General features: G+C 68.1%; 23 protein-coding genes. 11 read left to right on the plus strand and 12 right to left on the minus strand.

Annotated features, from left to right (window positions below; genetic code table 11):
- Positions 1-406 precede the first annotated feature (406 nt).
- Complete coding sequence (locus tag G369_RS39455) at positions 407-595, plus strand: hypothetical protein (protein ID WP_019655183.1); 189 nt, start codon at positions 407-409, stop codon at positions 593-595.
- Here the strand turns inward: G369_RS39455 and G369_RS0116820 are convergent.
- Positions 588-2,063 carry an HD domain-containing phosphohydrolase gene (locus G369_RS0116820; RefSeq protein WP_019655184.1) on the minus strand — a complete coding sequence of 492 codons (1,476 nt, stop codon included), beginning with the start codon at positions 2,061-2,063 and terminating at the stop codon, positions 588-590. The two genes, G369_RS39455 and G369_RS0116820, sit on opposite strands and share 8 nt — an antisense overlap.
- A gap of 209 nt (positions 2,064-2,272) precedes the next feature.
- On the opposite strand from G369_RS0116820, the gene G369_RS0116825 reads away from it, so the two are divergent.
- Entirely contained in the window at positions 2,273-2,848 is a 576-nt protein-coding gene (locus tag G369_RS0116825) for a DUF308 domain-containing protein (protein ID WP_019655185.1), read from the plus strand.
- Between the two features lie 370 nt (positions 2,849-3,218).
- On the opposite strand, the gene G369_RS0116830 is transcribed toward G369_RS0116825, so the two are convergent.
- Together G369_RS0116830 and G369_RS0116835 are read right to left on the minus strand one after the other, a co-directional pair.
- On the minus strand, positions 3,219-3,452 hold the full coding sequence (locus G369_RS0116830; protein ID WP_019655186.1) for a hypothetical protein: 234 nt from the start codon (positions 3,450-3,452) through the stop codon (positions 3,219-3,221).
- Between the two features lie 59 nt (positions 3,453-3,511).
- A complete protein-coding gene (locus G369_RS0116835; RefSeq protein ID WP_019655187.1) occupies positions 3,512-4,078 on the minus strand; it encodes a TetR/AcrR family transcriptional regulator in 567 nt (188 codons plus the stop codon).
- Between the two features lie 208 nt (positions 4,079-4,286).
- Here G369_RS0116835 and G369_RS0116840 point away from each other — a divergent pair, with 208 nt between their 5' ends.
- Positions 4,287-4,853 carry a hypothetical protein gene (locus tag G369_RS0116840; RefSeq protein ID WP_019655188.1) on the plus strand — a complete coding sequence of 189 codons (567 nt, stop codon included), beginning with the start codon at positions 4,287-4,289 and terminating at the stop codon, positions 4,851-4,853.
- Between the two features lie 152 nt (positions 4,854-5,005).
- Entirely contained in the window at positions 5,006-5,599 is a 594-nt protein-coding gene (gene rrtA, locus G369_RS35900; protein WP_020723112.1) for a rhombosortase, read from the plus strand.
- Between the two features lie 104 nt (positions 5,600-5,703).
- On the opposite strand, the gene G369_RS0116850 is transcribed toward rrtA, so the two are convergent.
- Positions 5,704-8,472 carry an endo-1,4-beta-xylanase gene (locus G369_RS0116850; protein ID WP_019655190.1) on the minus strand — a complete coding sequence of 923 codons (2,769 nt, stop codon included), beginning with the start codon at positions 8,470-8,472 and terminating at the stop codon, positions 5,704-5,706.
- A gap of 307 nt (positions 8,473-8,779) precedes the next feature.
- Here G369_RS0116850 and G369_RS35905 point away from each other — a divergent pair, with 307 nt between their 5' ends.
- Positions 8,780-9,742, plus strand: a complete 963-nt coding sequence (locus tag G369_RS35905; RefSeq protein WP_019655192.1) for a LysR family transcriptional regulator — start codon at positions 8,780-8,782, stop codon at positions 9,740-9,742.
- Positions 9,743-9,921: 179 nt separating this feature from the next.
- On the opposite strand, the gene G369_RS0116865 is transcribed toward G369_RS35905, so the two are convergent.
- The 5 genes from G369_RS0116865 to G369_RS0116880 all read right to left on the minus strand — a co-directional run bounded on the left by G369_RS0116865 (position 9,922) and on the right by G369_RS0116880 (position 14,597).
- Positions 9,922-10,629 carry a VIT1/CCC1 transporter family protein gene (locus G369_RS0116865; RefSeq protein WP_019655193.1) on the minus strand — a complete coding sequence of 236 codons (708 nt, stop codon included), beginning with the start codon at positions 10,627-10,629 and terminating at the stop codon, positions 9,922-9,924.
- A gap of 32 nt (positions 10,630-10,661) precedes the next feature.
- The gene (locus G369_RS0116870) at positions 10,662-11,219 is read right to left on the minus strand and encodes a cytochrome b (protein WP_019655194.1); all 558 of its coding nucleotides are present in this window, start codon (positions 11,217-11,219) and stop codon (positions 10,662-10,664) included.
- A gap of 274 nt (positions 11,220-11,493) precedes the next feature.
- Entirely contained in the window at positions 11,494-11,955 is a 462-nt protein-coding gene (locus tag G369_RS0116875) for a hypothetical protein (protein ID WP_019655195.1), read from the minus strand.
- 32 nt (positions 11,956-11,987) lie between these two features.
- Positions 11,988-12,110, minus strand: coding sequence for a hypothetical protein (locus G369_RS39720; RefSeq protein WP_279615605.1), 123 nt, complete (start codon positions 12,108-12,110; stop codon positions 11,988-11,990).
- Positions 12,111-12,452: 342 nt separating this feature from the next.
- Positions 12,453-14,597 carry a glycoside hydrolase family 3 N-terminal domain-containing protein gene (locus tag G369_RS0116880; protein ID WP_019655196.1) on the minus strand — a complete coding sequence of 715 codons (2,145 nt, stop codon included), beginning with the start codon at positions 14,595-14,597 and terminating at the stop codon, positions 12,453-12,455.
- Positions 14,598-14,729: 132 nt separating this feature from the next.
- Between G369_RS0116880 and G369_RS0116885 the strand changes: the two genes are divergently transcribed.
- Genes G369_RS0116885 through G369_RS0116900 form a run of 4 tightly spaced genes read left to right on the plus strand, consistent with a single transcriptional unit; the run spans position 14,730 to position 21,491 of the window.
- Positions 14,730-16,025 carry a glucoamylase family protein gene (locus tag G369_RS0116885; protein WP_157773707.1) on the plus strand — a complete coding sequence of 432 codons (1,296 nt, stop codon included), beginning with the start codon at positions 14,730-14,732 and terminating at the stop codon, positions 16,023-16,025.
- Positions 16,022-17,434 (plus strand): glycoside hydrolase family 15 protein, encoded by a 1,413-nt coding sequence (locus G369_RS0116890; RefSeq protein ID WP_019655198.1) that lies wholly within the window; start codon positions 16,022-16,024, stop codon positions 17,432-17,434. Before G369_RS0116885 ends, G369_RS0116890 begins: the two co-directional genes overlap by 4 nt.
- Positions 17,431-19,191, plus strand: a complete 1,761-nt coding sequence (locus tag G369_RS0116895) for an ABC transporter ATP-binding protein/permease (RefSeq protein WP_019655199.1) — start codon at positions 17,431-17,433, stop codon at positions 19,189-19,191. The genes G369_RS0116890 and G369_RS0116895 overlap by 4 nt, the downstream gene beginning before the upstream one ends.
- A complete protein-coding gene (locus G369_RS0116900) occupies positions 19,188-21,491 on the plus strand; it encodes a CocE/NonD family hydrolase (RefSeq protein WP_019655200.1) in 2,304 nt (767 codons plus the stop codon). The genes G369_RS0116895 and G369_RS0116900 overlap by 4 nt, the downstream gene beginning before the upstream one ends.
- On the opposite strand, the gene G369_RS0116905 is transcribed toward G369_RS0116900, so the two are convergent.
- Together G369_RS0116905 and G369_RS0116910 are read right to left on the minus strand one after the other, a co-directional pair.
- Positions 21,473-23,116, minus strand: coding sequence for an alpha-amylase family glycosyl hydrolase (locus tag G369_RS0116905; RefSeq protein WP_019655201.1), 1,644 nt, complete (start codon positions 23,114-23,116; stop codon positions 21,473-21,475). The genes G369_RS0116900 and G369_RS0116905 overlap by 19 nt on opposite strands.
- 87 nt (positions 23,117-23,203) lie before the next feature.
- Positions 23,204-23,794, minus strand: coding sequence for an NADPH-dependent FMN reductase (locus G369_RS0116910; RefSeq protein ID WP_019655202.1), 591 nt, complete (start codon positions 23,792-23,794; stop codon positions 23,204-23,206).
- 34 nt (positions 23,795-23,828) lie between these two features.
- Between G369_RS0116910 and G369_RS0116915 the strand changes: the two genes are divergently transcribed.
- A complete protein-coding gene (locus G369_RS0116915) occupies positions 23,829-24,554 on the plus strand; it encodes a GntR family transcriptional regulator (RefSeq protein WP_019655203.1) in 726 nt (241 codons plus the stop codon).
- 16 nt (positions 24,555-24,570) lie between these two features.
- On the opposite strand, the gene G369_RS0116920 is transcribed toward G369_RS0116915, so the two are convergent.
- Positions 24,571-25,605 carry an alpha/beta hydrolase gene (locus G369_RS0116920; protein WP_019655204.1) on the minus strand — a complete coding sequence of 345 codons (1,035 nt, stop codon included), beginning with the start codon at positions 25,603-25,605 and terminating at the stop codon, positions 24,571-24,573.
- A 258-nt stretch (positions 25,606-25,863) separates the two neighbouring features.
- On the opposite strand from G369_RS0116920, the gene G369_RS0116925 reads away from it, so the two are divergent.
- On the plus strand, positions 25,864-26,724 hold the full coding sequence (locus G369_RS0116925; protein ID WP_019655205.1) for a fumarylacetoacetate hydrolase family protein: 861 nt from the start codon (positions 25,864-25,866) through the stop codon (positions 26,722-26,724).
- Positions 26,725-26,752 lie beyond the last annotated feature (28 nt).

The following is a 26,752-nucleotide window of genomic DNA, read 5'->3' on the forward strand; positions in this document are numbered from 1 at the left end:
CAGGAGGGGCGTGTTCGCGTGGCTATACTGCGCGGGTCACGCCGGAAAACGGCGTGGTCGGGATTGGTCTCCCGAGTCACCTCTGCAAAGCAAGCCGTAGCTACCCTCGCCGGGTCTGCGGCTTTGCCATTCGTGCTCCCAGTTTTTGGCGGCTCGACGGGCGGGCGCAAGCCCGGCCGGTTCTCGCAAGAGGTGCCCGGAGACCAACCCGTCGAGCTGCCGCCCTCGATTGGTCTCGAGAGCGGCGGTTTCCGCAAACCGCACCTCTTGGAGGCCACCGATGGCTGAATCCACTGCTCGCGCGTCCGCGCGTGTCTCTTCGTTTCCCGAAACTTCTCCTTCCGAAGCCGCCGGCGCCGAATCGCTTGCGCTGCAGGCCTGCGACGACGTCTAGAGCCTGCACGAGGTGCGGCACGCCTACGCCGGCCTCGAAAGGCTCATCGGCCCCCAGCGCGTGAACGATGCGGAGGAGGTCTGCTCCAGCCGCTCCGAACTCAGTGCGCTGGTGCGCGTCGTCAACGAAGAACTGCGCCGGCGCATCGAGGCGGCCGAGGGCACGCTGCGTTCATTGCGCGCCGCCGTGGCCGCTAGATGAGCCCCCGGGTCGCGGCCTTCAGCGTCGCGGCCGCGCGGGTCGTGCATCCGAGCTTCTGGAACAGGCGCTCGACATGGGTGCGCACCGTGCTCGGGCTGATGCCGAGCACGCGAGCGACTTCCTTCGTGTTGTGGCCCTGGCTGATGCAGCGCAGCACCTCCAGCTCCCGCTGTGAGAGGGAGGCATCGCCTTGCGCCTGCACGGCTGGCTTCGGCGACGTGCCCGGCATCGCGCATGCGAGCAGCGCGGTGACGACTTCCGCGTCGAAGCGGCCTGCCGCGGCATCTTCCTGCATGCGGTCGAGCGCCTGCGTCTGAGTGAACTCTTCCCGCCACGGGCGGCGGGTGCGGTGCGATTGCCACTGCTGCGCCGCCGCGACGATCTGCCCCTCCAGCGGCATCGTCGAACCCGAGCGGCCGCGGAAGTAGCCCGACCCGTCGCGCCGCTCGAAGGCGAAGGACGCGATCTCAGCCTCCGCCACCAGGCCGGCGATCTGCCCTGCCGCGCGGGAAGTCCAGTACGGCACGAGCCGCACGCGCTCCAGCGACGAGGCCGGCAGCGGCTCGGGCGCATTCCATACGGCATTGGGAACCGCAGCGCGCCCGATGCCATGGATCAGTCCGGCCTTGTAGGTGCGATGGCACGCCGCCTCGTCCAGTCCGAGCTGCGCGGCACAGTCGCGCGCCAGCCGGGCCACGCTGCGCGAGTAGCCCGTCATCCAGGGCAGCTTGAGGTCGATCACGTCGCCGACCAGTTCCAGGCCCATGCGCCGGAGCATCGAGGCAGGCTGCTCGGTGGGCTCGGCCCATGGCGCGACGGGGGCATCCAGCTCCTTCATCCATGCAGCGGCATGGGGCGCGCTCGCGTCGACGAGCAAGGCCGGGTAGAGGCTGTCCGCACGCCCGCGCGAGATCGTGAGCGCCTCGTCGATGCCATAGAGCCGGCCGAAGATTTCGAGATCGCTCGCCAGCGCCACCACATAGGTCGCGAGCGGAACCTCGTTGCCTTGCAGCACGCCGGGAATGCCGCTGCCGTCGTACGCCTCGAATACCGCGCGCAAGGCTGCTTCGGTCTCGCGGCTCAACCCCAGCGTGTTCGCGATGTCGCCCGCGATCTCGCAGTGGATGTCCGCCATGGCCAGTACCGCGTCGGGCACCGGGCCGCCGATGGGCGGCTGGCGCACGCGCGGTGCCGGCGACGCGAGCAGGGCGCGCCGGCCCTGCACGTCGTCTTCGAGGAAGTCGGCGAACTCCTGGGCATTGGCGGTGCAGCCCGACCAGCGCAGCAGCGCGACATGCCGCACCGCCTCGATCTGGTCAGCGTCGCAGCCGGCTTCTTCCGCGATCTTCCCGGCAAGCCAGGCCGTGCGCAGCGAATGGTCGGTCGGCTGGCCCATGCTCAGGTCACCGATGAAGGCCAGCGCGCGGACCGCGTCGAAAACGGTGATGGTCGTCGTGTCGTCGGGCATGGGAAGTGGGTAGCTGCGGGCGCAGGCAGACAGGGACGCAGCATCGCACAGTTCATGGACCCGTGTCGGTCATCCGACGGATACCGCGTGCGGCGACGACGCGGAAGAATCGTCGCATCCGTGCCGCTCGCTCCTTTTCTCGACGAGCGGCAATCCTTCGATCCGTGGCTCCTGCAGCCGTTCCGCCACAACCGCCATACACCGACGCCATGAAAACCGAATCCCAGCAAGCCGCCTGGCTGCGCAAGTACTACCTCGTCCGTGCCGCCTTCTCATTCGCGTGGGTCGCGGCGGTCTTCACCCTCGCGAAACAGTCGCCCGCATTGGCGGCGGTGCTGCTGATCGCCTACCCCGCGTGGGACGCCCTCGCGAACCTGCTCGACGTCAGGATGTCCGGCGGCGCGAAGGCCAACCTAACCCAGCTCTTCAACATCTGGATCAGCGCCCTCGTCACGCTCGCGATTGCAGCCTCGCTCGCGATGAACCTGCAGATCGTCCTCGCGATCTTCGGCACCTGGGCCATCGCCTCGGGCCTGCTCCAGCTCGCCACCGCCATCCGCCGCCGCAAGGACAGCGGCGGACAGTGGGTGATGATGCTGAGCGGCGCGCAGTCCGCGCTGGCCGGCGGTTTCTTCGTCGCGCAGCAGGGCGGGAGCGCACCTGTGCTGCAGACGGTTGCCGGCTATGCGGCAGTGGGGGCGGTGTATTTTCTGATCTCGGGGGTGGTTGTTTGGGTTCGGGAGGGGAGGCGTGGGGTGAAGGGGTTGGTTGCTGGCAAGAGTTGAAGTGGGATTGCCTGCCGGGGAGGACGGCTTGAGGGTGGCCGGGCTTCCGTTGTCGGCCCATAAGACGCATTGCCGCCAGTCTGTAGCAGCCATTCAGGATGCGGGTGAGGCAGAACGCCGCATGATTTCTTGGATGGCGGCTTTCGCGCAAAGCTTCACGTCCCTTTTGCTCGATTCAAGCCCGGCTTGAAGCGCAGGAATCGATTTCAGCGTCCCGATTCGATTCAATACGGAGTGGCAATGGACCTTGTCGTGAGGGTCGGTTGATTCCACACTTCGGAGTTCATGACCTTCTCTCGCATCGCCATGCGCGAAATGAGGTCCTGCAGGTATCTGCCGCATCCGGATATCGGCCGGCCATCCATCGCCTTCATGGGAGGGCCAGGTCCAGACCAAGCACCTTGCCAAGCCCGAAGGCGAGGAGCGAGATACCAAGGAGCGACAGCACGAAGACTGCGGCCACCTTGCTGCCCGCACGTAGAGCAGTGCTCTGCTTCTCCTTTCCCTTTCTCCCTCGCTCATAGTGCCACTTGATGGCGAAGAACATGCCCGCGCCGAACACGAGGACCTTGAAGGTAACGAAGACTACGGGGATCCAATCCATCTTTTTCAGTATCTGCAGGCCATCTCCTGGCCATGGTTCCAGGCATCAGTGGGCCAGCGTCAAGCTGCACCGGCCGCCTGGCGCACCTGGGCCATCAGCTGTTGCGCGACCGTCTCGAAGGGTTCGAGGCTCTGGTCGGCCCGGCTCAGCACTACCGCGCCTTCCGCCGAGGCGATCAGCATCATGGCGAGAGAGCGGGCGCGTGCCGGCGGGAGGCCTCCCTTTCTCAGCAGGTCCGCCAGAAGGCCATGCCAGGCGCGGAACACGACGGTGGCATGCGAGAGGAGCTCGGCCGAGTCGGTGGCCACCGTGACGGCCAGCACGGCGCAGCCGGCCTCGCACTGCGAACGCGTGAGCACGGCGCGCCAGATCGCGAGGAAACGCTCGGCCACTGCCTCGGCCGAGGCGCCTGCGACGGAGGTCAGCGCATCGGCCAGCACGGCACCGGCGCGGTCGACGGCCGCGGCCACGAGCTGGTCCTTGCCATCCGGGAAGTGGTGATAGAGCGATCCGCGCGGCGCTCCCGTGGCCGCGATCACCTCGGAAAACGAGGTGGCCTGCAAGCCGCGCTGTGCCAGCAGCGCCATCGCTCCTTCGACCATGCGGTCGCGCACGTCACCCGCCATGCCGTTGTTTCCTCGTTCGAGCCGTTCCCAAAAAATATGACAACCATCATAATTGGCGCTACTATGACGATCGTCATAGTTTCGGTCCGAGGAACACACCGTGCCCGCTCGTCGCCATGCTCTCCTCTGCGTACCCCTGGCTCTGGCCCTTGCCGCCTGTGGTGGGATCCCTTCCACTTCCCCTTCATCCTTTGCAGGAGCTTCACCCATGACCGTTGAACAGACCAGGCAAGCCATCGCGGGCGACTGGATCAGCATCGCCCCCGAGATCCGTCCCAGTGCGCAGAAGGCCCCCGACGGCACGCTCAAGCCCTTCTATCTGAAGCGCGAGTTCAAGGCGTTGGCGGGCGATCGTTTCGAGCTGGCCATCGCCAACTCGGCCGATCCCTACGGCAAGGTGCTGCTGGCGAGGATCCTGATCAGGGGCCACATGCACTGGCAGGGCGAGCACCCCATCGCCCCCGGCGCGCAGAAGGTCGACTTCGTGGCCGACGAGGCTTACGAGGTCACGCCGCTGCTGCAGGCCTTTGCCGATGTGCTCAACCAGGTGGCCGCCCAGGGCTACGCCAAATGGGAGGTGGGGCAGACGCAGAGCGTCTTCGGCAAGAACTTCGCCCCCTTCGGGCTGAGTGCTGGCAAGAACTTCATGGAATACGACCTGGTGTACGTCTCGCACGGCCTGCTGTTCTGGGGGGCGCGCCACGTGGACGGCCGAGGCTTCGACACCGAGCAGAACCGGCCGACCAATCTGCAGATACCGCTGGCACGCAAATAGGGCCGCGTACGCGGCCATCGTCGACGCCCGCAGGGGCAGGTGCCATGCGCCAGCTTCGCCGCGCTCGACCGGAGCGCTGGCAGCCGGCGCAGGCCAAGGGCAGAATTCGGCCACAACAAGGTTTCACCGAATCCCCGACTGGGCTGCGCCCCGTGCAATCTCTCCCACAGCGGTCCTTCGCCAACTGGCTCGTCCCCATCGTCGTCGCCTGCCTGATGCTGGCCTTGCAGGCGGGCGGCGAGCCCGTGTACGAAGCGCTGCGCTACGAGCGCGCCGCTGTGCTCGGCGGTCAGCCTTGGCGCCTTGTCTCGGCGCACGTGGTGCATCTGGGCTGGGCGCACTGCCTGATGAACGCTGGCGGGCTGGCCCTGTGCGCCGCGTTCGCGGCCGGCACGCTCGGCTGGCGCGCCTGGGCCATCGCGATCGTCGTGCTGGCCCTCGGCGTGGGAATCCTGCTGGTGGTCGCATCGCCTCGAGCCACGAACTATGCGGGCCTCTCGGGCGTGCTCTACGGGCTCTTCGTCTGGGTGCTGGCGCCACGCGCCTGGCGCGGCGATCGCGTGGCCTTGATCGTCCTGCTTGCCGTCATCGCACGCATCGGCTGGCAGATGCTGCATCCGCCTTTGGAAGCACAGCGCGCGCTGATCGGCGGCGACGTGCTGGTCGAGGCGCACCTGTACGGCGCGCTGTGCGCATTGGTGCTATGCCTCTGCCAGTGGGCGTGGCCGCACTTGCGGAGGGCCTGAGCCGGCGGCCCTCCATCGAGATCCGGCTCACCTTGCTGTCGAGGCCGTCCATGAGGGCGCGCTTGCGATGTAGCCGCGGCCGAGGCCCGACCGCGGCGCCCGCTTTATCGCCGGCGGCGGCGGGCTACCGCGAGCGCGGCGAGGCCGGCCAGCGCCAGGATGAGGTCGCCCGCGTCCAGCGATCCGCCGCTCCTGCGGAACGGAAAGGCGATCGGCATTGCCGGTGGCGGCGAGGAGGGAGGCTGCGTCGTCGGCGGGGTCGTCGTCGGCGGCTGTTCGTCGTCCGGCGCGTAGGACTCGACGTCGTAGGCGTAGAGCCTGACGCTCGTGCCCTCCGTGGGGCTCTCCGCCTGCATGGCGACGAACCCGCCGACGGAGCCCTGCCGCTGGCTGATGGCGTTCCCGGCGTCCCTGTTGGGCGTCTCGCCATCGTTCACTTCCTTCAGAACATGATGCTGCTTGATGCCGTCCTTCTCGGTGTAGAGGAACATCTTCATCGCGCCGGTCTTCGGGTCGATGGGCGTGTTGAACCACACCGCCTGATCCAGCGCTCTTTCGGCTATCTGCGAGCCCTCCTGGCCGTTCGTCTGCCGCGTGATCAGCGAGTTCTGACCTGCCACGACGGTGCCTGTCGCACCGTTGCCTCTGAAGACGATGTGCGGGTAGGCGTTGGTGCCATGGATGAAGCTCTGCATCGTGTGCCCTTCCTGGACCGCGTACGGTCCTGCGGCAGGGCTCTTCGCCTCCTCGAAGACGAACTTGAGGTTGTCCTGGGCCAGCGCAGGCTCGCTCGCGGGCGCATTCGAATTGCGCAAGGGCACGAGGACATCGCCACGCAGCACGACGGGCGTGCGCGACAGCGATTCGGGTGAGGCCGTGGTCGCGGGCTTGCTCCTGTTGGTCAAAGCAGCGGCCTGCGTCTGTCCGTTGGAAGCCGACTCGCCGGACACGACCATGTACGTCCTGCCGGGCTCGAATCTGGTGACGAGTCGCCAGGCTTTCTCCGTCGACGCATCCTTCTGCAACCTCAGCCCGAACGGGCCGGCGATCGGGTCTTGCGGCTGCAGCACGAGCGTGGCGCGGCCATGTCTAGGCACAGCCTTCGTTTCCACGACGCCGGACGCTCTCGCCATCCCGTCGCTTCCATACGAGGTCTTGTACTGCTTGAACGCGGTCACGCCGTCGCTGAAGCGAACATCCGCATAGGAGAACGGTGCCTCCAGGGCGTTGGCGGCATCCATCCACCCGACGGTCATCTTGCCGAAGGACAGGACGAAGGTCGCCGTGTTCTCCACGGAGGCCGTTGCCGGTGCGGGTCCCCGCGCGGTCACCGTCACATGGCAAGGCTTTCCGGGCATCACGGCGCAGTCGGGCGGGTTGAACTTCATGCTCTCGACGGCAAACCCCGCGGGCAGCGAGACGTTGGCAGCGGTGAAGATGACGTTCTTCGTTCCGACCGGCACGTTGATGTCGAGCATCGCCTGGGCGTTCTTGCCGCCCCAGGTCCGGGCCTTGAAGCTTTCTCCGCCATAGCTGAAGGTCGCTGTGACCCCGTTCGGCGGCAGGCCCGCATCGATGAGGTACTGCTCGGGGTTCGTCGTGGCCCAGTACGCCTCCTTCGGCTGGCCGACGCCGGACCACGGATATCCGTTGGTGTGATAGCCCGGGTCCGTCATGCCCCACCAGGTCACCCGGTGCACGCCGCCCTTGTACTCGGGGTGACGACCTCCCGGTCCGGCGGCGTACTCCTTGAGCAGGCTGAAGAGCTTCGCGTACTGGATGCCCTGCTCCTTGAACAGGGCATCCATCTCGGGGCCGTTCTGGATCCGCTGGCCTTTGTCCAGGCCCAGGGTCGGTGCGAGATCCAGCTCTGTCAGGTCGACGTTCACCCCGGTCTCGAGATAGGTCCTGATGGTCCGCTCGAAGGCGTCGAGGTTGAGCCTCATGTCCCAGTGCCCCTGCGTGCCGATGACGTCGACCAGCGGCCTCGGATTTCCCTTGGCATCCAGCAGGACCCGCCCCTTGCCCGCGGCCGATTCGGCGGCGTACCGTTCATTGAACTCCTTGACCATCGAAGCGATCGCGGTGGCCTTCGAGGCTCGCTCGTTGTCGTTGAAGTCGTTGTAGTTCAGGATCGCGGTCGTGTTCTGGCGCGCGGCGTAGAAGGCGTCATACATGTAGTCCCAGCTCTTCCCGCCTTTGGCGTAGGCCTGGGCCCATCGGGAGGGACGCTCCTCCGGGCTGTAGCCCGTTCGCAGCGCGTTCCTCCAGTCGGCAGGGTTGTCGGGGTTGTCCTTGAACGCCTCGTTGACGACGTCCCAGGCGTAGGTCTTGAACGGTGCCTGATCGAAATGGCCGGCCACCGTCCGGATGTAGTACTCCAGGTTCGTCTTCGCCGTTGCGTAGTCCCACGGGGTTTCCCATCCGCCGTTCGCAGTCAGGACATTGGGGGCGGGCCATTGGGCCGACTGGTTGTGCCAGACCAGCACGTGCCCCGTGACCTTGACGTCGCGCGCATTGGCCGCGCTGATGTCGGCGTTGATGCCCGAGGTCAGGTTGGTGAGGAAGTTCGGGGTCGGATTGCTGATTCCCCCGTTCCAGAACTCCGGCTTCATCGCGTTGCCGGGCGTCACCACGTTGAAGTGTTTGACGGTCATGGCAGCGACCGAGTTCTCGCCCGGCACCACGTCGGCGCCGAAGTTGCGCGCGTCGAGATTGGTGCTTCCGATCAGGAAGTGGTTCTTGTAGACGTCCTTCAGCGCCGGCCAGTCGGCGGGATTCGTTGGCCGATCGGCCGCCAGAGCGGCGTTCGCGATCGCGAGTGCGCTCGGCAACGCAATCAGGAGGCTCTTGATGCGAGGCCTTGTGAACATGGTCCCGATCCTCCTGGCGGTCCTGAGGATCGGAGGGTTCGTGCTGCGCGTGTTCCTCGATCTGAAGGCGGGGCCGTTCGATGCGGCCGGCCGTGCGGCCGCCAGACCCGATGATCTGATTTGCATGATGTCTCCGGAATGGAATATGCGGGGTGCGGCGAAGTTGCCGCGACTCGCCGGCTCTCTGCGGAGCCCTGGTTGACCGACCCGAAGGCTAGGTGACGGCCCCCTGCCGGTCCACTGACTTTTTCGCTAGCATCCATTCCAAATGCTGATGAGTTCGGGCAAGACCTCTGGTAAACCCCTGATGCTGGCGCAAGTCTCGCGTCTGCGTTTCCGGCATCTGCAGTTCCTCGACATCCTCGGAAAGACGCGCAACCTGCGCCTGACTGCCGAGCAGATGTACATCACGCAGCCGGCGGCCACCAAGGTGTTGATGGACATCGAGGAGATGCTGGAGGCGCGCCTGTTCGACCGCCTGCCGCGCGACATGCAACCGAACGAGCTCGGACTCTTCACGTTGCGGTACGCGCACTCGGCACTCGACGGCTATCGCAAGTTCGTGGACGAGTTCAGCGCCCTGAAGCAGGGAGGACACGGCCATCTCTCGATCGGCGCCATCTCGGGTGCGGCGCACGTGCTGACTGCCGCCGTGGCCGAACTGCAGCGCCTGCGGCCGCTGCTGGTGGTGAAGGTGCTGGAGCAGAGCAGCGACCAGCTCATCGTGTGGCTCGCCGAGCGCAAGATCGACGTGATGATCGGCCGCTTCACCGACGAATCCCGGCGCGACCAGTTCCACTACGAGAACCTGACCGGTGAAAGGCTGCAGATCACCGCAGGCGTGCACCATCCGTTGCGCGGGCCGAACGCCCCCGGGCTGAGGGAGCTGTCGAACTGGCCTTGGATCCTGTATCCGGCATCCACCGCGCTGCGCAAGGTGTCGGACGACATCTTCCGCAGCACCGGCCTGTCGCTCACCTCGGGCATCGTCGAGACGCCATCGTTCCTGTTCGCGCTGGAGCTGTTGCAGAGCACGACCATGCTCTCGCTGCAGCCCGCTGCGCTGGTGGAAAAGTATGTGAGGCGCGGACTGCTGACGCGCATCGCCACCGAGCTTCCCACCCGCATGCCCGACTTCGGCCTGATCACGCTGCAGGGCGAGCCGCCCACCACGGCCGCGCTGGCGTTCATGGACGTGATCCGCAACATGGCGGACCACAAGCGAGAAGCGGCGTCATTGGAAAGAGCGACGCCCGGTCCGCTGGCCTAGACGGCAGGACGCACGATCACTCGTGGCGGCCCGATGCGAGGTCGGTCGATTCGCAAGCCGACATCGGGTGAACGCAAGGGGAATGCCGTTGATAGAACCCATCCCCAATCTGCATCCGCCTGCAAACGCAGTCATCCTCCGTCGCATGCGCCATGCCTTGCCGAGGCTTGCGTCGCCCCTCATGCAGACGCGCCGAAGAGAAGCCCCGCGCCAGCGGTGACACCCATCGCGAGCGTCCCCCAGAACACGATCCGCCAGACGCTCTTGCCCACGGAGGTGCCGCCGATCTTCGCGGCCGCAGCGCCCAGCAGTGCAAGGAAGCCCATGGCAGTCGAGACGGTCCATGGCAGCAGCGATGCGTGTGGAGCCAGTGCCACCACCGCCAGCGGCATCGCCGCGCCCGTGGCGAAGCTTGCGGCCGATGCCAGTGCAGCCTGCAGCGGGCGGGCACTGGATGCGTCGGAGATGCCAAGTTCATCGCGAGCGTGCGCGCCGAGCGCGTCGTGCGCCATGAGCGCAGCGGCGACATCGCTCGCGAGATGATGGTCCAGGCCGCGGCGCATGTAGATCGCGGTCAGCTCCCGGTGTTCAGCCTCAGGCTGCTTGTCCAGTTCGGCGCGCTCGCGTTCCAGGTCGGCCTGTTCGGTGTCCGCCTGCGAGTACACCGACACGAACTCGCCCGCGGCCATCGACATCGCGCCGGCCACGAGGCCGGCCGCCGCCGTGGTGAGGATGCTCGCGTGGCTGGCGTTGGCCGCGGCGACGCCCGCCACGAGGCTGGCCGTCGAGATGATGCCGTCGTTGGCACCGAGCACGGCGGCGCGCAGCCAGCCGACATGCTCGGTGCGGTGGCGTTCGGGGTGGGCGCGGTAGTGGAATGTCTTCATAGTCTCTCGTTGTGCGTCGGCTGTTCCTGCTCTCAGCGGGAAGCGCGTCCCGGCAGCATTCGCAGGAGTGTGTTGTCACGGGTGATGTAGTGGTGCGCGAGTGCGGCAGCAGCATGCAGGCCGATCAGGAAGTAGCCGGCCGTGGCCAGCGCCTCGTGCAGGTCCTTGAGCTGCCTCGAAAGCGCCTTGTCCGCGCCGACGAGCGCAGGCACGTGCAGGCCGAACAGCGTGATCGGTGCGCCTTGCGCGCTCAGCGTCAGCCAGCCCAGGACAGGGGTTGCGATCATGAACACGTAGAGGGCGAGGTGCATGAGTTGTGCGGTCCTGTCCTGCCACGTCGGCACTGGCGGTCGGATCGCAGGTGCCGCTCCCGCACTCCATCGCACGATCAAGCGAAGCATGACGAGCGCGAGCACGGCCAGCCCCAACAGAAAGTGCAAGGGCTTGAGGCTGGCGCGCAGATCGCTGCCCCTTGGAGCGAGTCCGCGCAGTTCCATGCAGGCGTACACGGCCGCGAGCAGCAGCAACATCAGCCAGTGCAGACCGATCACCCACGAGCCGTAACGGCTCTCGGAATTCTTGAATGCCATGGCGTTCCCCTTCAGAAATGCCCATCGGCAAACGGTGGGCCCGCCGCAAGGTCGGCCCGATGTGTCGGGCGCCTGCTTCGGTACTGCATGGAAGAGAAGACATGCGAGCGCTCGCGTGCCTCTAGCGGTGTGGACGCGCCCTGAAGACGAGCGCGTGCCTGAGTCGAGTCAATCATGTGTGACCTCCGGATCCGAAAAACGACTGGGAGCTGCCGCCCGCGCTCTGGGCGGACAGCAGACGGCCGCCGTCTGCGCTGAGCGGAGACGGCGCTTTTCAGGTCGCCGGAGGCGGGGCGGTTCGCGGCGGCGAGCGCCGCCAGGGTGAGGACAGGGGAGGCGCGCGGATCGCAGCGCGGCCCCGGCCGAGGGGCGCACACGTAGCGAGCCTGGGAAAGTTGCGCAGTGCCACCACGAGCGGCAGCATCGCAAGCACCATCGCCATCAGTCTTTCCAACCCGTGACGCAGGATGTCAGGCAGGTCGGTGCCTGCACTGGAGGGGACGAACAAGGTCGTTTCCCTGCTGCTGGCATGTTCCGGCCGCTCGTCGGGTTCGAACTGCACGATCGCGCTCGCTGCGCGGATACGCAAGCCCGGCTCGTCTTCCCAGCCGTCCTCGCGGAAGTGCACTGCGATGAACGGCTGCAACGCTGCGAGCAGCACGAAAGCGATGCACCACCATGCCACCTGCAGGTCGACGAGATGCCGGACGACGCGGCGAAGGTGGAGGGGCAGCATGTGGAGATGGAGGCGAACGTCTTATCCGGTGCTCAGGCCATGTCGAACCAGAAGACGAGCCATGCGCCCAGTGCCAGCAGCACTGCCGCCAGTGCAAGGTATTGGCGGCGATCTCGGGAAATCCAGTGTCGTTCTTGTTCGATGCTTCTTGACATGGAAAGCCTCGGCCTGAAGAGGGTGCATCGGGACGTATCGGCCGTCATGCTTGCCCGAGGGCGCAGCGTTGCAGCGTGGCGCGAGCTTAGGCAAGCTGGCCGCTCAACGCAACATCGTGGGCGATTTGAACCCGGCCTGAAAAAGAGAATTGTTGTCGTTCGCCATTCAGAGAAGCGAAGACACGAACCGCGGTCTTTGGATCGAGCCGAGGCGTCGACATGAAACATGCGTCTGCAGGGCCGCCTTCGTGCCCGGGCGTCGGTCGAGGCGAGAGGTTCTCAGCTACGGCGCCTTTCTCCAGCAATGCCTCCGCACCCGCCGCGCGGCGCGACTGCGAGTACTCAGCGCAGCTCGATGCTCTGGCGCAGCAGGCCTGACGGCTCCGCGCTCGGTCCCACCAGAATTTCCACCTCGCCCTCGTCGAACAAGGGCTCAAGGTCGGGTCCGAGATAACGCAGTTCGGACGCGGGTAGCGCCAGTTCGACGCGGCTTTCTTCACCAGGCTTCAATCGCAGCTTCGCAAAGCCCTTGAGCTCCAGGAGCGGCCGGGTGACGCGGCTCACCTTGCGGCGGGCGAACAGGAAGACCGTTTCCTCGGCCTCGCGCGCGCCGGTGTTGCGCAGGGCGACGCTGATCTTCAGCGTGTCCTGCGCCTGCACGCGGCGCGGCTCGACCTGAAGGTCGTCGTAGCCGAACCGGCCGTAGCCCAGGCCGTGGCCGAAGGCATACAGCGGCGAGTTGTCGACGTCCTGGTACCTGCTCGTGAAGTAGTCGCCGGGATTCATCGGCCGGCCGGAGGGGCGCTGGCCGAAGTAGATCGGTACCTGCCCGACCGCGCGCGGCCAGCTCATCGGCGTGCGGCCGCTGGGGCTCTCCCGGCCCGTGAGCACGTCGGCGATCGCATGGCCCGCCTCGACGCCGAGGAACCATGCGGCCAGCAGCGCGTCGCTGTGTTCGGCCAGCCAGGGGATGACGAGCGGGCGCCCGGAGAACACGATCGCGATGACGGGGATGCCCGCCGTCTTCGCGCGCGCGATCACGGCCTCTGCCAGGGCCTGCTGCCGGCCGGGCAGGGCGGGCGTCGCGCGGCTGGCGGCCTCGCCGCTCATCGTGGCGCGCTCGCCCAGGCACAGCACGACCGCATCGGCGCCATCGCACAGCGCCGCCGCCGCTTCGATGCCGCTGTCGTCGTCGCTCTCGATGGCGACACCCGGCGCGTGGCGCACGTCGGCCTGCGGCAGCGCGGCGCGCAGGCCGGCCAGCACGGTGACGGCCGGCTCGTGCTCGCCCGCACCCCACCACGGGCCTTTCATCTCGGTGTTCGCGTCGGCCAGCGGGCCGATGACGCTAAGTGTCTTCGCCGCAGCGGGCAAGGGCAGGGTGTCACGCTCGTTCCTGAGCATGACGATGGACTTGCGCGCCGCGTCGCGCGCCACCGCACGTCGCTCGGCGACGGCCTGGGCGGGCTCCTGTGTCGAGCCGCGGCGGTAGGGGTCGTCGAACAGGCCGAGCTCTTCCTTCAGCCGCAGCACGCGGCGCACGCTCGCGTCGATCTCCTCGATCGTCACGCGGCCCTGCTCGAGGGCGACGGGCAGGCCCTTGCGGTAGGCATCGGCCATCATGTCGATGTCGACGCCGGCCTTCAGCGCCAGCACCGCGGCATCGACGAGGTCGGCGGCGACGCCGTGCTTGATGAGTTCCGCGATCGCGTTGTAGTCGCTGACGATCACGCCCTCGAAGCCCATCTCGCCGCGCAGCCAGTCGCGCAGCAGCGGGATGTGCGCCGTCATCGGCACGCCGTTGAGATCGGTGAAGGCGGGCATCAGCGTCGCGACGCCAGCGTGCACGGCGGCCGCGAAGCCCGGCAGGTGCACCTCGTGCAGGGTGCGCTCGGAGATGTCGACGGCGGCGTACTCGCGCCCCGCGTTCACGCCGCCGTATGCGACGAAATGCTTCGCGCAGGCCGCCAGCGATTCGGCAGAGGAGAGGTCGGTGCCCTGGAAGCCGCGCACCTTGGCCTGCGCGATGCGAGCGTTCAGCCAGGGGTCTTCGCCGGGGCCTTCGGCGGTGCGGCCCCAGCGGGGGTCGCGCGACACGTCGAGCATCGGCGCGAACGTCATCGCCAGGCCGTCGGCCGCGCCTTCGCGCGCTGCCTCGCGCGCCGTGCGCTCCCACAGCGCCTCGTCGAAGGTGCCGGCTTCCGCGAGTGGGATCGGGAAGAGCGTGCGGTGGCCATGGATGATGTCCAGGCCGATCAGCAGCGGAATGCCGAGTCTCGATTTCTCGACGGCCAGCCGCTGCATCTCGTGCGTCGGCCCGGGGCCGACCATGTTCAGCAGGTTGCCGACGGTGCCGTCGATGATCGACTGCGTGGAGTCTCCCGCGAGCACCGGTCCGGTGACCGTGTAGCTGGAGGCAGTCATCGTGAGCTGGCCCAGCTTCTCGGGCAGCGTCATGCGGGCCAGGAGGGTGTCGATGCGACTCATCAGGGATTTCGAATAGAACCCGGGGGCCCAATGATGGCATGCTGCGGGGCAGGGCCGCCGATACTTGTTGTGCGGCCGACGATCCGGTGAAACCAAACGTGACACCCTGGGCCACAACGAAAGGAGCCGTTCGTGTTGAAGGATGAGAGGAACCCGAAGGAACTGGCAGCGCTGCCCGACGAAGCCTTGATCGAGGCGGTGCAGCGGCAGACCTTCCGCTATTTCTGGGACGGCGCAGATGCCGCCAGCGGCCTGGCGCTCGACCGCCGCACGCTGGTCGCCGCCACGGGCGAGGACCTGGCCGACGCGAGGGTCGCGATCGGCGGTACCGGCTTCGGCATCATGGCCCTGATCGTCGCGGTGGAGCGCGGCTGGGTCACGCGCGACGCGGCGCTGGAACGCCTCGGCCGCATGCGTGACGCGCTCCTTCGCGCCAGGCGCTACCACGGTACCTTCCCGCACTTCATGGACGGCGCGAGCGGCGAGACGATCCCGATGAGCCCCAAGGACGATGCGGGCGACCTGGTCGAGACCTCGTTCCTGTGCATGGCCCTGCTTTGCGCGCGCCAGTACTTCGACGACGACACGGCCATGGCGCGCCGGCTGCGCGCCGACTTCGACACGCTGTGGCACGAGGTCGAGTGGGACTGGTTCACCCAGGGCGGGCGCGATGTCCTGTACTGGCACTGGAGCCCGAACCACGGCTGGGCGATGAACCACGAGGTGCATGGCTGGAACGAGTGCCTCATCACCTACTTCATGGCCGCGGCATCGCCCACCCACCCGATCGATCCGCGGGTCTACCACCGCGGCTACGCCTCGGGGCCCGACTTCCTCAACGGCCGCTCGTACCACGGCATCGAACTGCCGCTGGGCCCGCCCAACGGCGGCCCGCTGTTCTTCGCGCACTACTCGTTCTGCGGCCTCGATCCGCACGGCCTGAAGGACCGCTACGCCGACTACTGGGACCTCAACACGCGCCACGTGCGGGTCAACCGCGCGCACTGCATCGCCAACCCCCGGGGCTTTCCCGGCTATGGCGAATCGTGCTGGGGCCTGACGGCCAGCGACGATCCCGACGGCTACCTCGCGCACGACCCGAACAACGACAACGGCACCATCTCGCCGACGGCCGCATTGGCCAGCCTGCCGTATGCGCCCGCCGAGGTGCTGAAGGTGCTGCGGCATTTCCTCACCGTGCACGGCACGCGCGTGTGGCGCGACTACGGCTTCGTCGATGCGTTCTGCGAGGCGCGAGGCTGGTTCGCAGACACCTTCCTGGCCATCGACCAGGGCCCCATCGTCGTGATGATGGAGAACCACCGCACCGGCCTGCTGTGGAAGCTCTTCATGAGCGCGCCCGAGGTGCAGGCCGGGCTGCGCCGGCTCGACTTCAGCAGCCCGTACCTGGGATCGCCCGCACCGTGAGTTCCGGCGCGGCGAACGCCCAAGACCCCGCCTTCGAGTCCTGGCTCGAGGCACAGCTGGCCCACTCGGCAAGAGGAATGCTGGCCAGCGTCTCGCCGACCTCGATCGTCAAGCTGCGAGCGGGCTTCGGCCAGACCGTGCGTCCGGTGGCGGGCGCCATCGTCGCCTCGCCCGTGCTCGGCGACTACAACCCCGATCCGGACTACTTCTTCCACTGGTTCCGCGATTCGGCCGTCGTCATCGACGCGCTGCGTCTGCTCCACCTCGACGGCCGCATCGGCGCCGAGGCGCTGCGGCATCTGCGCGACTTCACCCGCTTCAGCCTTGCCCTCAACGGGTTGGACGGTCGCGTGGAGGCCGCGGCGAAGGGCCGCAGGGACCGCGTGGCTCCCGCGTTGCAGCAATACCTGCGCGAAGACGACGACCTGTCGCGCATCCACGGCGATGCGGTCGCCGCCGAGACGCGGGTGAACCCCGACGGCACGCTCGACATCCTGCGCTGGGCGCGTCCGCAGCACGACGGGCCGCCGCTGCGTGCGCTCGCGTTGCTGCGATGGGTGGCCGGCGGGCATCTCGACGCGCAACTGCTGGCCGAAGTCGCGCCGCTGATCCGCTTCGACATCGAATTCACGCTGCGCCGCTGGCGCGAACCGTCGTTCGACATCTGGGAAGAGGAGAGCGGCCATCACTACTACACGCTGCGCGTGTCTGCGGCCGCGCTGGCCGAAGGCGCGGCATGGCTCGAGGGCCTGGGCGAGACGGCGCAGGCGGCCCGTTGCAGGGAAGAGTCGCAGGCCGTGCTGCGGATGCTCGACGACTACTGGGTGGACGAAGGAAGTGGCGGCAATGAGGGCAAAGAGGGTGAAGAGGCGCGCGGCTACTACCGCTCGCGCGTGCTGGCCGATGGCGCCAGCAGCCCGAAGGCGCTGGACATCGCGGTGATCCTGTCGGCGATCCACTGTGCCGGCACGGGGTCGGCACACGTGCCGGCCGACCCGCGCATGCAGGCCACGCTGGCGCGCCTCGATGCCCTCTTCGATGCGGCCTACCCGATCAACCACGGCCGTACGGCGGGTCGCGGCGCGGCGATGGGGCGGTACGAGGGCGACGTGTACTGCTCGGGCGGCGCGTACTACTTCTCGACCCTCGGTGCCGCCGAGTTCTGCTTCCGCGCGGCTGAGCGCGGCGACGAATGCCATCGCGACGCGTGGATCGCGCGCGGCGATGCCTATCTCGCCACCGTGCGCGCCTACACGCCGGCCAGCGGCGATCTGTCGGAGCAGTTCGACCAGCGCAGCGGCGCGCAGACCTCCGCGAAGCAGCTGGCGTGGAGCCATGCGGCGTTCATTTCTTGCGTCTTCGCGCGCCGCGCCGCGCTCGCCGGCCGCGAGGAGCCGCGCGGACGATGAGCACGAGCGCCGAGACCCGCGACGAGCCGGTGGCAAGGGTCGGTGTCTTTCGCCAGGTCGGCGAGCTGGTGGGCGCGCTGCGGGTCTCTCCGGTCGGGAAGAAGCTCGCCGCGCTCATCGCCGCCATCGTCGTGGTCGTGGCGCTCACCGCCTACGGGCAGATCGAGCTCAACAGCTGGAACAAACCCTTCTACGACGCGATCTCGCGCCGCGACTTCAAGGAATTCATGGTGCAGGTCGGCGTCTTCGCGATGATCGCGGGCGCGCTGCTGGTCTTGAACGTCGCGCAGCGGTGGCTGAGCGAAACCCTGCAGATGAGGCTGCGCGAGGCGGTGGTCAGCGACCTCGTCGGCCTGTGGCTGCAGCCGCGCCGCGCGTTCTGGCTCCAGGCCAGCGGCCCGATGGGGGCCCATCCGGACCAGCGCATGCACGAGGACACGCTCAAGCTGTGCGACCTGTCGGTCAACCTGGGCGTGGGCCTGCTGCAGGCCACGATGCTGTTCGGCAGCTTCGCGAGCGTGCTGTGGGTGCTCTCCAAGGACTTCACCATCTTCTTCAACGGCGAGGACCATGTGCTGCCCGGCTTCATGCTGTGGGCGGCGATCGCCTATGCGGTGGCCGGCTCGCTGTTGGCCTACTGGGTCGGCAACGGCCTGATCTCGCGCAACGCCGAGCGCTATGCGCGCGAGGGCGAGCTGCGTTTTTCGCTCACGCGCATCAACGAGCATCTCGACGGCATCTCGCTGGCCGGCGGAGAGGCCGACGAGAAGCGCCGCGTCGCGGCGCACTTCGCGGACGTGCTGCAGGCCACGTCGCGCGTGGTGCTCGGGCTGACCAACCTGACCTGGGCCACGGCGGGCTTCGGCTGGATCACCGTCATCGCGCCGACGCTGGTGGCAGCGCCGCTGTATTTCTCGGGGAAGGTGTCGTTCGGCGGCCTGATGATGGCCGCGGCGGCCTTCACACAGGCACAGTCCTCGCTTCGCTGGTTCGTGGACAACTTCAGCATCATTGCCGACTGGCGCGCCACGCTGCTGCGCGTGACCGACCTGCGCCGGAAGCTGGCGTCCGACCTGGAGGCGCAGTCCGGCGGCAGCCGCATCGCCTACGAGGAGAGCGATGACGGCACGCTCGCGCTCGAAGAGATCGAGGTCCGTTCCTGGAGCGGCCACGACCGGCTCGACGTGCCGGCGCTCGTCGTTCAACCGGGCCAGTGCGTGCTGATCCTGGGGACGCCGGGCACCGAGAAGACGCTGCTGTTCCGGGCGCTCGCGGGCCTGTGGCCGTGGGGCTCGGGCACCTTGCGCCGGCCCGCGGGCGAGACGATCCACTTCATGCCGCGCGGTACGCCCTACATTCCGCGCGGCACGCTCGCCGAGGTGCTGTCGTATGCGATGGAGCCCACCACCTATCCGAGGGAGGCGATGGTGGCCGCGCTGGAGAGCGTCGGCCTGCAGCGCCTGGAGTCCCTGCTGGACAGGACCGCGCGCTGGGAGAGCGAGCTGAGCATGGACGAGCAGCTGCGCCTGGGCTTCGCCCGCGTGGTGCTGCAGGCGCCGCCCTGGCTGGTGATGGACGAGGCCTTCGGCGCGTTCGACGACGACACGCTCGAACTCGTCATCGGCGCGCTCGGCAAGCTCGCGCACACGGGCATCATCCACATCGGCTCGGCCGGCGGGGCGCACGACCGGCTGTTCACGCAGGTGGTTCACCTGGTCAAGGCGCCGCACGACCTGCCCGAGGAGCCGCGACCATGAGGCGTACCGTGTCGACCGTCAGCCGCGTGCGCCGCGCGTTGACGCGGGTTGTGCTGTCGCTGCCCGTCTGGCCGACCTGGTCGCGGGCGGCGGATTTCGGCTTCCGGCCGCCGCGCGATCCGGATGACCCCGCCGCTGCGGAGCTCATGCGCGACCTGGCCGAGCGCATCCTGCCGGTGTACCAGGACGCGGACAAGGACGCCTTCCTGGCCAACGTGACGGCACTGCAGATCGTGAGCGGCGCCTACCGCGCGGCCCTGGACAGCAGCCGCCTGCTGCGCGAGCGCCGCCAGGGCAAGCCCTTCGACGCACTGGTCGAGCGTGCGACGCTCGACGGCATCTACGCGCGGGCGCGGCTGCTGGAGGCCGAGGAGCGCGTCGCCTTCGCACAGGCCTATGCACGCGCCTTCCAGGAGCTGGTCTCGCCGCTCGACAACATGCAGGCGCAGGCCGTCATGGCCCGGCTGGAGATTCCGCCGGACGTGTTCGCGCAGCAGCTGCGCCAGGCCTTCGACCTCTGGCGCGACAAGGGCAGCCTGCCCGAGGCCGATGCGCTGGCGCTCGTGCGGGCCTGGCTGTCCTACCAGTCGCGCCGCAGCTTCAGTGCCTTGCTGCCCGAACTCTTCGCCGCGGAGAACCGCATTCGCTACGTGGCGGAGGCGGGCATCCGGATCCCGGTGCGCGGCGGCGTCATCCACGCCACCATGGTGCGGCCCGGCCGCGCCACCGGGGCGCTGCCGGCGCTGCTGCGCTTCACGCTCGACCCGGGCGAGGATGATGCCCGGCGCAGCGCGGCGAGGGGCTATGTCGGCATCACCGCGTACGTGCGCGGACGCACGCCCGACGGCAAGGGGGCGGTGTGGCCCTTCATGCACGACGGCGAGGACGCGGTGGCGGTCATCGAGTGGATCACCCACCAGCCATGGAGCGACGGCCGCGTGGTCATGCTCGGCGAAGGCTATTCGGGCTACGCGGCCTGGGCCGCGGCGCGCAGGCGGCCGCCAGCGCTCAAGGCCATCGCCACGATCGCGCCGATGGCGCCGGGCATCGACTTCCCCATGGCCGGGCAGATCTTCCGCAATGCGATGGTCCGCTGGGCGCAGGAGCATGCGCTGGCCGAACCCCCGCCCGGACCCCAGTCTTCAGGCAGCCCCGCAGGGGCCGACCAGGACGCGGTCTGGCAGGCGCTCGACGCACGCTGGTATCGCGGCAATCGTCCCTACTGGGACATCGACCGCGTCCTGCTCGGCAAGCGAAGCAGGCTGATCCGCACCTGGCTGACGCACCCGAGCCACGACCGCTACTGGCAGAAGTTCCTGCCATCGGCCGAGCAGTTCGCGCGCATCGACATTCCGGTGCTCAGCTTCGCCGGCTACTTCGGCGGCGACGCCGGCGCGCTCTACTTCCACCAGGAGCACCTGCGCAACCGGCCGCAGGCCGACACGACGCTGCTGCTGGGCCCCTACGACGCGACGACGATCCGGCGCGGCGCCGCGGCCGAGCTGCGCGGCTACGCGCCCGACCCCGTCGCGCGCATCGACCTGCCCGAGCTGCGCTACCGCTGGATCGACCACGTCCTCAAGGGCGCGAACAAGCCGGCGCTGCTGCTGGAGCGCGTCAACTATCAGGTGATGGGTGCGGACCAGTGGCGCCATGCGCCGGCGCTGGAGTCGCCGCAGCGCACGCAGCTGCGCCTCTATCTCGACACGAGCGGTCGCGACGAGCCGCGTCGCCTGCTGGCCTCGCCGGCCGAGGGCGGCGGCAGCGCGCGGCTGTCGGTCGACCTGGCCGACCGGCGCGACGTGCGCACGCCGTGGGCGGACGCGCTGCGCGTGAACCAGCTGCCGATGCGCAACGGCATCGGCTTTGTGAGCGAGCCGCTGCCCGAGGGCACCGAGATCGCCGGCAGCCTGCGCGGCGTGTTCGACATCACGCCTTCGCGGCAGGACGTGGACTTCAGCGTCTCGCTCTACGCGCAGACCGAGGGCGGCGAATGCCAGCTGCTGTTCGAGCCTTACGACTTCCGCGCGAGCTATGCAGGCCACCGCGTGCGACGCCGGCTGCTGCGGGCCGGCGAGCGCCAGCTGCTGGCCTTCACGGTCGAACGCTTCACCGCCTGCAGGCTCGCAGCGGGCAGCCGCCTCGTGCTGGTGGTGGGCATCAACAAGCGGCCCGATCGGCAGATCGACTACGGCAGCGGCAAGGACGTGAACTCGGAAACCGTCACCGACGCGAAATGGCCGCTGCGCGTGCGCTGGCACGCGCGCAGCTACATCGAGATTCAGACCGGCGGGTCCTGATTTTCTTCCGCACCTTCGTTGCCGATCACGACGCCCTCGCCGGGTGAGAGCACCAGGGCGCCATCGACCGGTCCGGCGCGTGCGGGATCGGTCGATGCCAGCACCAGCGGGCGCCGCGGCAGCAATGCCTGCGGCACCGGGGCCGCGGCGGCTCCGAAGTTCAGCAGCACCACCAGCCGCCGTCCTTCGCCGATGCGCGCATAGGCGAGCACATCGTTTCCGGCTTCCAGCGCTTCGTAGCTGCCCCGATGCAGCGCGGGTTGCGCGCGGCGCAGCGCGATGAGGCGCCTGTAGAGCGCGAGCATGGAGTCCGGATCGCGCGACTGCGCCTCGACGTTGCAGGTACGCCAGTCCGATGCAAGGCGCAGCCACGGGCGCCCGGTCGTGAAGCCGGCGTTGGCGTCGGCGCTCCACTGCATGGGCGTTCGCTCGGGGTCGCGGCCCAGGCCCATGCCGGGCCTGTTCTTCTCGAACGGGTCCTGCACTTCGTCGGCGGGAATGGGCACGTCCGTCATGCCGATCTCGTCGCCGTAGTAGAGCGTCGGCGTGCCTCGCAGCGTGAGCAGCAGCATGGCCGCGAGGCGCGCCATGCGAGGCCCGACGCGGCTCGCGATGCGGGCCCTGTCGTGGTTGCCGAGCACCCAGTTGGGCGCTGCACCGGCGGGCAGGGCGGCTTCGTAGTCGCGCACCAGCCGGTCGATGTGCGCGGCCTGCCAGTCGGCCCCGATCAGCTGGAAGTTGAAGGGCAGCTGCACGCCTTCGAGCACGCCCTGGGCATTGAGGCCGTAGTAGGCGACCAGGCGCGGCAGGGGCAGGTAGAGCTCGCCGATCAGCACGCGCGACGAATGTGCGTCGCTGAACTCGTCGACCACGCGGCGCATCTCGGCCACGATGGGCTGTACTTCCGGCAGGTCGGTGTTGTGGAGCATCGTCCAGCGCAGGAACGTGTCCTGGCCTTCGACGTAGTCGGGGTTGAGCGGGTTGTCGCGGAACTGCGCGTCCTTGACGATCTGGGAGAGCACGTCGACGCGGAATCCGTCCACGCCGCGCCGCAGCCAGAAGCGCATCACCTCGTACATCGCGGAGCGCACCTCGGGGTTGCGCCAGTTGAGGTCGGGCTGTTCCTTCAGGAACGAGTGCGCGTAGTACTGGCCGGTGGCTTCATCGAAGCTCCAGGCCGGCCCGCCGAAATTGCTGAGCCAGTTGTTGGGCGGCCCGCCGTCGGGTGCCGGGTCGCGCCAGATGTACCAGTCGCGCTTTGCATCGCTGCGCGCGCTGCGGCTGTGCACGAACCACGGATGGTGCTCCGAGGTGTGGTTGGGCACGAAGTCGAGGATGAGCTTGAGCCCCTTCGCGTGCGCCTCCTTCACCAGCGCGTCGAAGCCCTCCAGCGTGCCGAAGCGCGGATCGATGTCGCAGAAGTCGCTGATGTCGTAGCCGAAGTCGGCCATCGGCGAAGCGTAGACCGGCGAGATCCAGACCGCGTCGACGCCCAGCGACACCAGATGGTTCAGCCGCGCGCGGATGCCGTCGAGGTCTCCGATGCCGTCGCCGTTGCTGTCCTGGAACGAGCGCGGGTAGACCTGATAGACGATTCCGTGCTTCCACCAGTCGTCGGCTGACATCGTGATCCCTTCATGGTCGGCTTGGAGCGGATCATTGTCGCCAGAAAGCGGGAGCGCGGCGCAGCGCAGTGCGGTTCCCGCGCCGCCTCAGGCCGCGGGCCGCCGGCGCGCGCCGGCGAGCATCGCGATCTCCGCCAGCAGTTCATCGAGTGCCACGCGGATGAAGTCGAGCGTCGATGCGTCGACCAGCCGGCCGTCCTGGATGCGCGAGGCCACGTTCGCGATGGCCACATGCTGGCGCACGAGCGGCCGCGCGAGCGTGGCTGCCAGCGCGTCGCGGATCTGGGCCTGTGCCCGCACGCCGCCGGCGGTGCCGGGCGAGGCCGTCATGATCAGCGCGGGCTTGCCCTTCAGCGGCGATGCGAAGCCGGGCCGCGATGCCCAGTCGATCGCGTTCTTCAGCACGCCGGGCATGCCGTAGTTGTATTCGGGCGAGCACAGCACGATGCCGTCGGCGGCGGCGATGGCGCGCTTGAGTGCAGCCACCGGCTCGGGCGGCGCATCGCCATCGAGGTCGGCGTTGTAGGGCGGGATGGCGTCCAGCGGCGCGATGTGCAGCGTCACGCCTGCGGGCAGCAGCGGCTGCAAGCTGCGCAGCACGGCCGTGCAGTTGGAGGCCCGGCGGATGCTGCCGGAGATGGCGACGAGTTGTACGGTGGGTTGGTGGTCGTTGTTCAAGGTGTGCTCTTGTCGATTTCTGGGCGGCGAGTTTATGCATAAAATCGAAAACATGTACAAAAAAGATCCGTCCCAGGAGCGGACGCTCCCGCTCGTGGACCAGGCCTTCATGCGGCTGCGCCAGGACGTGCTCTCGGGCACCTACGGCGCGGGCATGAAGCTCAAGCTCGACGAGCTGCAGACGGCCTACGGCTTCTCGAGCAGTCCCTTGCGGGAGGCGCTGAGCCGGCTGGCGCAGGAGGGGCTCATCCGTTCCGACGAGCGGCGCGGCTTCCGCGTGGCGGACATATCGCCGGAGGACCTTGCGGACATCAGCCGCATGCGTCTCATGCTCGACCTGCCGGCGCTGCGGGAGTCGATCGCGAACGGCGACGACGCATGGGAGGCGACGGTGGTCGCCGCCTTCCACCGCCTGGAGAAGATCGAGAGCCGCATCGGCGACGGCCCCGTGGTGCTCGACGACGACTGGACCCAGGTCCATTCGGCCTTCCACGCATCGCTGCTGGCCGCATGCCCTTCGGAGCGCATGCGCAACTGGAGCGCGAGCCTGTTCGACCAGGCCGAGCGCTACCGCCGCTACTCCGCGCGCTTTCGCAAGACGGCGCGGCGCAAGTCGAGCGAACACCGAAAGATCATGGACGCCACGCTGCGCCGCGATGCGGACACGGCCTGCGCGCTGCTGGAGGAGCACATCCTCAGCACGCAGCGCAACGTGATGGCGGTGCTCGGCACGGCTGCCGAGCGGGTCGGCAAGAGCTAGAGCGCCGCGGGCTTCTTCAGTTCTTCAGCCCCTGCTTCGCCAGCCACCGGTCGATCAGCGTGGCGATCTGGTCGGAGTTGCGGTCCATCATCAGCATGTGGCTGTTGCCCGTGATGCCCAGCTCCGGCAGCACGATGCGGTCGCCCGTGCCGCCGGCGCGCACCAGGTTGCCGCGGAATTTCTCCTGCTGCGCTGCGATGCGCTCCCAGAACGGGAACCTGCCGAGGTTGTCGCCCCAGACCCAGAGCATGGGCACGCCCTTGACGCGCGCGAAGTCGTAGGTGTCGGGGTCGGGTGAGCCCGAGGTCTCGACAGCCACCAGCGCCTTGACCTTCTGCGGGTACTTCAGCGCCGAGTTGAACGCGAAGTTGCCGCCCTGGCTGTGCACGACGATGACGCAGGGGCAGACCTTGTCCACATAGGCGTCGTAGGCTGCCTGCGTGGCCGCGTCGTTGGTGCCCCAGCGCGGGATCGCCTGCTTGGCGAACTGGTCGAACGCGGCCACCGGGAACTGCGTGCCCGGCAACGCGCGGCGGCTGGCGGGATCGGTGGCGTAGGAGCCGGTGTCGCCGATGCGGAACAGCTCCCATGCCTCCTTCTTCGGCCGGAAGAAGGGCTCGCTCTTGAAGATCTCCGGATAGCGCGCCCAGGACGCGCGGCCACGCTCGACCGCGTCGCTCACGTACACGTCATGGCCCGCGCGCAGGAAGAAGTCCTCCCAGCCGGGTTGGCCGTCGGGCTTCGTCTCGAAGGTGGTGCCCGCCAGTCCACCGCCGTGCCACAGCAGCAGCGGGTACCTGGCCTTGGGGTTGGCGAGCCGGGTGTAGCGCGCGTACAGCGCCTCGACCTCGAAGTCGCCATTGGGGTCGAGCTTGAGCGGCGGCGCGCCGGGCGTGAACACCAGCTCCTTGGGAGGCAGGCCCGAGAGCGTCACGGCTCGCCCTCCGACATGAAAGCTGCCCATCTCTGCCACCTGTAGCGAGGGGCTCGCGCAGCCGAACAGCGCCGCCATACCCAGGGCGGCGGCCGCGCGGAACATCGTCTTCAACATGTGTCGTCTCCGTTTGTCTGTCGTTCCTGCTTCGCAGTTTAGGAAGCCGAACCCGCGCGATGCATCGCGATTGGCGATGGCGGCGTTCTTGCCTCGCCATCGCCCGGCCATCGCTCGGCGACCGGATCCCTTCGTGGAAACCACTATGCATTTATCTGATTTTGTGCATAAAAATATCTTCGTGCATTAAGCTGTGCATCGAGACGGAGCCCGTGCCGGGTCCGTGCAACGCAACGTCCCATCCGAAAGAAGCAACGCATGAAACTGATGTCCTACTCACTCGCAGGCCGCGAAACCTGGGGCGCCGTCGTCGACGACGGCGTGGTCGAACTGGCCGGGCGCACCGGCCACGCCACGCTGGCCGACTTCATCGGCAGCCCGGAGTTCGCGCGCCGCGACGCGCTGGTCGCGGGGCTCGCCGCCGACGTGCCGCTGTCGGACGTGCGCTACCTGCCGGTGATCCCGAAGCCCGAGAAGATCGTCTGCGCGGTGCGCAACTACATGGACCACCACCAGGAGGTGCTGGCCGCCGGCATGCAGCGGGAGCTTTCCGAGCAGCCGCCGATCTTCCTGCGCGTGTGGCGTTCGCAGACGCCGCACGAAGGGCCGATCGTGCGCCCGCGGGTGTCGGAGTCGCTCGACTGGGAAGGCGAGCTGGCGGTGATCATCGGCAAGCCTGGCCGTGACATCCAGGAAGCCGAGGCCTGGAACCATGTGGCCGGCTACAGCTGCTACAACGACGCGAGCGTGCGCGAATGGCAGTTCCACGCCAAGCAGATAGCCTCGGGCAAGAACTTCGAGGCGACCGGCGGCTTCGGTCCCTGGATGGTCACGGCCGACGAGATCGCGCCGGGGCGCGAACTGAAGCTCGAGACCCGCCTCAACGGCGAGGTGGTGCAGTCGAGCCATACGGGCCACATGATCTTCTCGGTGCCGCGCCTCATCGCGTACGCCTCCACCATCTTCACTCTGGTGCCGGGCGACGTGATCGCCACCGGCACGCCGGCCGGCGTGGGCTGGAGCAAGAAGCCGCCGCGCTTCATGAAGCCCGGCGACGTGGTCGAAGTCGATATCGAAGCCGTCGGCGTTCTGCGCAACCCGGTGGTCGCGCAGGACTGACCGCCGCACCCGGGCCTTCGACCGACAC

This window comes from Variovorax atrisoli 110B, assembly GCF_000382045.1.
In the GTDB taxonomy this organism is placed as follows: domain Bacteria; phylum Pseudomonadota; class Gammaproteobacteria; order Burkholderiales; family Burkholderiaceae_C; genus Variovorax; species Variovorax atrisoli.

What these genes read in the sequence shown, in the direction of transcription:
- G369_RS0116840 (WP_019655188.1), top strand. Translation starts at nt 4,287, where the DNA reads ATGACCGTTGAACAGACCAGGCAAGCCATCGCGGGCGACTGGATCAGC.
- G369_RS0116925 (WP_019655205.1), top strand. Translation starts at nt 25,864, where the DNA reads ATGAAACTGATGTCCTACTCACTCGCAGGCCGCGAAACCTGGGGCGCC.
- G369_RS0116825 (WP_019655185.1), top strand. Translation starts at nt 2,273, where the DNA reads ATGAAAACCGAATCCCAGCAAGCCGCCTGGCTGCGCAAGTACTACCTC.
- G369_RS0116830 (WP_019655186.1), bottom strand. Translation starts at nt 3,452, where the DNA reads ATGGATTGGATCCCCGTAGTCTTCGTTACCTTCAAGGTCCTCGTGTTC.
- G369_RS0116870 (WP_019655194.1), bottom strand. Translation starts at nt 11,219, where the DNA reads ATGGCATTCAAGAATTCCGAGAGCCGTTACGGCTCGTGGGTGATCGGT.
- G369_RS0116905 (WP_019655201.1), bottom strand. Translation starts at nt 23,116, where the DNA reads ATGTCAGCCGACGACTGGTGGAAGCACGGAATCGTCTATCAGGTCTAC.
- G369_RS39720 (WP_279615605.1), bottom strand. Translation starts at nt 12,110, where the DNA reads ATGTCAAGAAGCATCGAACAAGAACGACACTGGATTTCCCGAGATCGC.
- G369_RS0116835 (WP_019655187.1), bottom strand. Translation starts at nt 4,078, where the DNA reads ATGGCGGGTGACGTGCGCGACCGCATGGTCGAAGGAGCGATGGCGCTG.
- G369_RS0116900 (WP_019655200.1), top strand. Translation starts at nt 19,188, where the DNA reads ATGAGGCGTACCGTGTCGACCGTCAGCCGCGTGCGCCGCGCGTTGACG.
- G369_RS0116865 (WP_019655193.1), bottom strand. Translation starts at nt 10,629, where the DNA reads ATGAAGACATTCCACTACCGCGCCCACCCCGAACGCCACCGCACCGAG.
- G369_RS0116820 (WP_019655184.1), bottom strand. Translation starts at nt 2,063, where the DNA reads ATGCCCGACGACACGACGACCATCACCGTTTTCGACGCGGTCCGCGCG.
- G369_RS0116895 (WP_019655199.1), top strand. Translation starts at nt 17,431, where the DNA reads ATGAGCACGAGCGCCGAGACCCGCGACGAGCCGGTGGCAAGGGTCGGT.
- G369_RS0116920 (WP_019655204.1), bottom strand. Translation starts at nt 25,605, where the DNA reads ATGTTGAAGACGATGTTCCGCGCGGCCGCCGCCCTGGGTATGGCGGCG.
- G369_RS0116850 (WP_019655190.1), bottom strand. Translation starts at nt 8,472, where the DNA reads ATGTTCACAAGGCCTCGCATCAAGAGCCTCCTGATTGCGTTGCCGAGC.
- G369_RS35905 (WP_019655192.1), top strand. Translation starts at nt 8,780, where the DNA reads ATGCTGGCGCAAGTCTCGCGTCTGCGTTTCCGGCATCTGCAGTTCCTC.
- G369_RS0116875 (WP_019655195.1), bottom strand. Translation starts at nt 11,955, where the DNA reads ATGCTGCCCCTCCACCTTCGCCGCGTCGTCCGGCATCTCGTCGACCTG.
- G369_RS0116915 (WP_019655203.1), top strand. Translation starts at nt 23,829, where the DNA reads ATGCATAAAATCGAAAACATGTACAAAAAAGATCCGTCCCAGGAGCGG.
- G369_RS0116880 (WP_019655196.1), bottom strand. Translation starts at nt 14,597, where the DNA reads ATGAGTCGCATCGACACCCTCCTGGCCCGCATGACGCTGCCCGAGAAG.